The organism is Acinetobacter sp. WC-141, from assembly GCF_000313935.1.
Lineage (GTDB): Bacteria > Pseudomonadota > Gammaproteobacteria > Pseudomonadales > Moraxellaceae > Acinetobacter.
The window spans coordinates 1-5390 of sequence record NZ_AMSS01000002.1; the positions used below are offsets into that span (position 1 = coordinate 1).

The following is a 5390-nucleotide window of genomic DNA, read 5'->3' on the forward strand; positions in this document are numbered from 1 at the left end:
TGTTACGATAATGCACCGATTGAAAGCTTTTGGGGAATACTGAAAAATGAGTTAGTGCATCATTACAACTATCAAACCAGAGAAGAAGCCAAAGCAGATATTATAAAATACATTGAGTTATTTTATAATCATCGAAGAATTCAAAAGGGTTTGGGTTTTAAGACACCAAATCAAATGGCCGAAGACTTTTATAAGTTGGCTGCCTAGAATCTCCCAAGGGAAAGTCTCCTGATAATTCAGCGTATATCAAATGTTAAATGTTTTAAAGAATTTGAATAGAGGTGAGGTTAAAGCTATCTTAACTCAAAAAAAAATTCCCTTATTCTTACAATTTACTCCCAATAATAATATATATATTCGAATATTAGATCGATCAACTTTGACTAATATTGTTAAGAGATTCTTGGCAGATTTAGCAACTGAGCAACCTTCAATTTTGCCTTTAGTTCAAGGGTCTTGTACAGGGCAAAACTTTAGACCAACTATAGCCTTAATTGAACGATTAAGTGGAACTAGTCTACTTATGATTCAAAAATTATTAAATCATTCTCATTCTACAACTACAACTATTTATACTGAGCGTGTCCATACTCATTCAATTTTACTAAACAAATCAAAAGAATTTCAGCATTACTTGGTCGATAATGCTTTAAATGGAGATATTGAAAATAGGAACAAAGCATTAAAAAATAAAGAATTTAATGAGCCTGTTGATCAGTGGCTGAATTGTGAAGCGAAAAGAATATGGTTTAAAGATCATGAGGTAATTGCAGAATGGATTGCATGGGAAAAAGCAATTCGAGAATCTGAAGAGGAGTTGAAATTTGACAATATTGTAAGATGGGAAAATTATTGGCTACCAAGATTAGTAAAGTTTCAAAGCTTAATATCCATGGTGCTAGAGGTAGATAAAAGAAATGCTTTAGAATTAGCTAAGCATATTAAACTTCCACCACTCTCTTAAAAGAATATTTATAATGAAACAGCCTCGAGATAATATTTTTTATATAAAAAACAATAATATTGTTGAAGTTGATGAGAAGTTAGTCCAAAGAAATATTCCATGGTTATTAAATAATTATGAAGATGATGTTTGGAAGTTAAAACCTCATATTCATTCTGATGATAATTCAAGATATACAGTCAATTGGAACATCTTTGATATTAATGAATACATTGGGGTTTTTAATAGATGGGATTATTGGAAAAGTGCTGCGAAGGAATTAGCTTATTGGATAATGAATGCACCTACCAATAAATGTAAGACTACTAGTTCCTTAGCTAATTTTTGTCGTTCTATTCGAGAAATATATGAATGGCTATGCTTTGAAAGAAAGTGTTTATCTTTATCTGAAGTAAAACAAGAAGATATAACGTCTTTTATTGAGCATGTCGCTGCAAAAAAATTGACTGAAAGTACGGTCTTGAATAAATTGATAGTAATTTCGTATGTTTATTCTCATCGAAAATATTTGAGTGAATCTTTTAAATTTAATCCATTTAAATCAAAAAAAATAACAGCTTTAGCTAAAGCTTATTCAATAGAAAATGGTCATACACCAACATTGTATCCTCAAGAAATATTTGGGTTGCTAAACCATGCCTTAAAATTAGTAAAAGAATCTAAACTTACATTACAACTATTTGATAAATACATGAAAATCCATTCGGATACTTCCATGGCTCATAGATCAATGTATTTACGATTTTTTAAATTAACTGGGGTGAAATCTAGTGACCTACAAAGGCAGGTACGAGCTTTGTATGGGGCAGCTATAACAATAATATTAATTTTACTTGCTGAAAGGAAACATGAATTATCTCTTACAAAAGAGGAAGATGTTATAGATTTACTGAATAAAGATCTTGATATTCTTGTTGGTTTAGAAATGAAAACAGCAGGAACAATTACAGGTAAAAAAACAGAAAGAGCAGTTATTCAAGAAGTTAAAGATGCTTTAAACGTTATATTAGAATTAACTAAATATACAAAAGAAAAGTCTAGGCTAGAAACTATTCTATTAAAATTACCTTTTAGCCATTCTGTAAATGGAACAGGAGAGAAAAGTTTCTATCTCACTACAAATGGATTGTATATGGTTTTAAGATATTTCGCGAATTCTGCAAAATTTAATAGAGTTGATCTAAGACCACATATGTTTAGGCGGGCATACGCAATGCTATGGACTTGGAGATATGAAATTGGTGATCTTGAAGAATTAAGATTAATGTTAAAACATAATAGTTTAAATTTTACTCATAAATATACTGATGATGAAAACGTCTGGGAGTTTATGGGGAAAAATGAACAGGATTTAGCTTTTGATTTGTTGAATAGGGCTTTTCAAAGAAAGATTGTTGTCGCAGGAAAAATGAGTGAGACTTTGGAACGATACAGTCGCATCATACAAGCTAAATCTACATTACTTGATGCTGTGACTATAGCGGATCACATAGATGACATCATAATAAATACTGGTTTACGTGTGGTAGCTCATGCTGATGGATTTTGTTTTATAAATCATACAAGTCTGGAAAATGCTTTATGTCGAACTGAAGGGATAGGTTTAGATCCTGTTAAGAGGAAAGACACAATATGTATGAAGTGCCCTAACTTCGCCACAGATAATTCTCGTAAATCGTATTGGGAGAAAAGAATTAAATTACATCAAGAAGTTGTTGAATCAAGCAAAAATGAGCAGCTTATTGAAGGTTCAAAACAATTTATTAAAAAGGCAGAAAAAATATTAAAGGATATAGCTTAGTGAATAAATGGAATATAGAGCGCTTAATGTAATAATTGAATACTCCAATAATCATAATGCTATGATAGAGCATATAATTTCAGTTAGTGAGAAATTTGGTGGTATGCTAACCAGATGTCTTGAATAATCAAATAGGTAAATAGAGAGATAACTTTTGGCAAATAGTAAGGATAGATTCCAAAAAGCAATAAGAGAATCATTTGATCAGTTACTTGCTAATGGTGAAAAAAAAATTACCAAAACTAAAATTATTGAAAATGCGAAATTTGAAGATGGATCTTCAGTAGGAAAAACTACTTTATATGCAAAAAATGCTGTAACTAAAGACCCTATTCATGCAACTTTAATAGATGAGCTAAATGAAAAGATTGCTAATCTACAGAAAAATAACTTTAATAAAAAAAAGACATCAATTGAAACAAATAAAGAGCTCAAATTGAGGATTAAAGAGTTAGAAGATAAAAATAACCAACTCTTAACCCAACTAGTTGAAATGGAAAGTAGTTTTGAAAATACAGCTCATCGGAATGATGAAAATCAAATACAAAATTTAGAGTCACAATTGTATATTTTAGCTTTCTTATTAAATTCACAAATTGTAGGGAGAAGGTATAAAGAACTGGATATAATAATAAAGACATTTGAAGCAAAGTATCATGGAAAACAGGTAGCGAAGGTTGCAAAAGAACAAATTCAAAAAATGAAAAATGAGATAGAATGTTCTAAAGTCATTTCCATGAAAGGAAGTTTTAAGGAAGACTGATAGCCTTATGCTTCACGATAAATATGGTGTGTAAAGTTAGTATTAAATGTATTTAAATTAAGAGGTTATCATGGCTAGAGGTTCGGTTAATAAGGTCATCTTGATTGGTAGTTTAGGAAAAGACCCAGAGACCAAAAGTTTCCCAAATGGCGGTTCACTTACACAGTTTTCAATAGCTACTAGTGATTCTTGGGTAGATAAAAATACTGGTGAGCGTAAAGAGCAAACGGAATGGCATCGTATTGTTTTGCATAACCGTTTAGGTGAAATTGCTCAGCAATTTTTACGTAAAGGTTCTAAAGTATATATTGAGGGGTCATTACGTACCCGTCAGTGGACAGACCAAAATGGTCAAGAGCGTTACACTACTGAAATTCGTGGTGAACAAATGCAGATGCTTGACAGCAACCGTCAACAAGGTGAGCAAGGTCAAGGTGGTGGTGAATTTAATCAACCACGTTTTAACAACAATCAAGGTGGTTATAATAATAACCAAAACCAAGGCGGCTACGGCAACCAAGGTGGTTATGGCAATAATCAACCGGCTCAAGGCAATAGCTACGGCAACAATAACCCGGGTGGTTTTGCGCCGAAACAACAGCCTGCACCGACACCAGCACCAGCTGCTGCAGACTTAGATGACGATCTACCGTTTTAGACTATACAATAACTAAATATTGTATTTAATATAAAGTAAGAGCCTGATTTAGATTGGGTTCTTATTTTTTTTACGCTAAAAAAACTTGTATTTCTTGTAGAATAACTTTATATAATATAAAAAATTGTATTTATTACTCTGGTAATCCCCCCTAAAAATAAAAGGATCTAAAAGTAGAATTTTCTCTTAAGATACGAGCAGGAGATTCTGCATGAAAACATCTAAATTTACTGACAGTCAGATCATGTCCATCTTGAAACAGGCAGAATCTGGCACACCTGTAGCGACCCTTTGCCGTGAACACGGCATGAGTAATGCTACCTTTTATAAATGGCGTGCCAAATATGGTGGTATGGATACATCATTAATGGCTCGACTGAAAGAGCTAGAAGCCGAAAATACCAGACTTAAAAAGATGTATGCGGAAGAGCGATTAAAGGCCGAAATCATCCAGGAAGCGATGGCAAAAAAGTGGTAAAGCCATCTTGCCGGCGTAAGATGGCACAACAGGCAGTTGCCCAGCATGCCATTAGTATTCGTTTGGCTTGTAAAGCATTTGGCATTAGTGAAACCTGCTACCGCTATCAAGCCAAACTCAGCGATGACAATGCACTCATTGCTGAACAGCTCATTGAACTCACTGAGGAAAATTCCGATTGGGGCTTTGGTTTGTGCTTCTCGTATTTACGGCATGTTGAGAGTTGCTGCTGGAATCACAAGCGGGTTTACCGCATTTACTGTGAGTTGGCACTGAATCTGCGTATTAAACCGAGAAGAAGACTAAAACGGCATGCGCCTGAACCATTGAAAGAACCAATCCGAGAAAATCAGGTTTGGTCATTAGATTTTATGCATGATCAGCTTTCCGATGGTCGCAAGTTTCGATTATTGAATGTGATTGATGATTACCGCCGCGAAGGCCTAGCCATTGAAGCAGGGTTCTCATTGCCCACAATCAGGGTTATTCGTACGTTGAATCAATTGCTGGAGTGGAGAGAAAAACCGTTAGTGATCCGATGCGATAATGGTCCCGAATTTATCAGTCACGAATTTGTGCGCTGGGCTACTGAGCACGGTATTCGTATTGAATATATTCAACCGGGTAAGCCACAGCAGAATGCGTATATTGAACGCTATAATCGGACCATACGTTATAGTTGGCTGAGCAAGCATTTATTTGATACTTTGGATGAAGTACAAGATT

At 34.0% G+C, this 5390-nt stretch carries 6 protein-coding genes; all 6 read left to right on the forward strand.

All coding sequences use genetic code 11. The features are described 5' to 3' along the window. A partial coding sequence (locus ACINWC141_RS00555) for an IS3 family transposase (RefSeq protein WP_009386621.1) occupies nt 1–207 on the forward strand: 207 nt, incomplete at its 5' end. Nucleotides 208–250: 43 nt separating this feature from the next. Continuing rightward, the gene (locus tag ACINWC141_RS00560; RefSeq protein WP_081399968.1) at nt 251–964 is read left to right on the forward strand and encodes a hypothetical protein; all 714 of its coding nucleotides are present in this window, start codon (nt 251–253) and stop codon (nt 962–964) included. Between the two features lie 13 nt (nt 965–977). Beyond that, complete coding sequence (locus ACINWC141_RS00565) at nt 978–2765, forward strand: site-specific integrase (RefSeq protein ID WP_009386617.1); 1788 nt, start codon at nt 978–980, stop codon at nt 2763–2765. Nucleotides 2766–2919: 154 nt separating this feature from the next. Then, nucleotides 2920–3528 carry an AAA family ATPase gene (locus ACINWC141_RS00570; RefSeq protein WP_009386622.1) on the forward strand — a complete coding sequence of 203 codons (609 nt, stop codon included), beginning with the start codon at nt 2920–2922 and terminating at the stop codon, nt 3526–3528. Between the two features lie 70 nt (nt 3529–3598). Further along, nucleotides 3599–4186: a single-stranded DNA-binding protein gene (gene ssb, locus ACINWC141_RS00575; protein ID WP_009386623.1), complete on the forward strand. Its 588-nt coding sequence runs from the start codon at nt 3599–3601 to the stop codon at nt 4184–4186. A gap of 211 nt (nt 4187–4397) precedes the next feature. Further along, nucleotides 4398–5390 (forward strand): IS3 family transposase gene (locus ACINWC141_RS00585; protein ID WP_155757871.1). Its coding sequence is split into 2 segments (ribosomal slippage), with 994 coding nucleotides annotated over them: nt 4398–4650 and nt 4650–5390; the frame shifts between segments, so codons are not numbered across the junction. This gene is flagged as partial in the annotation.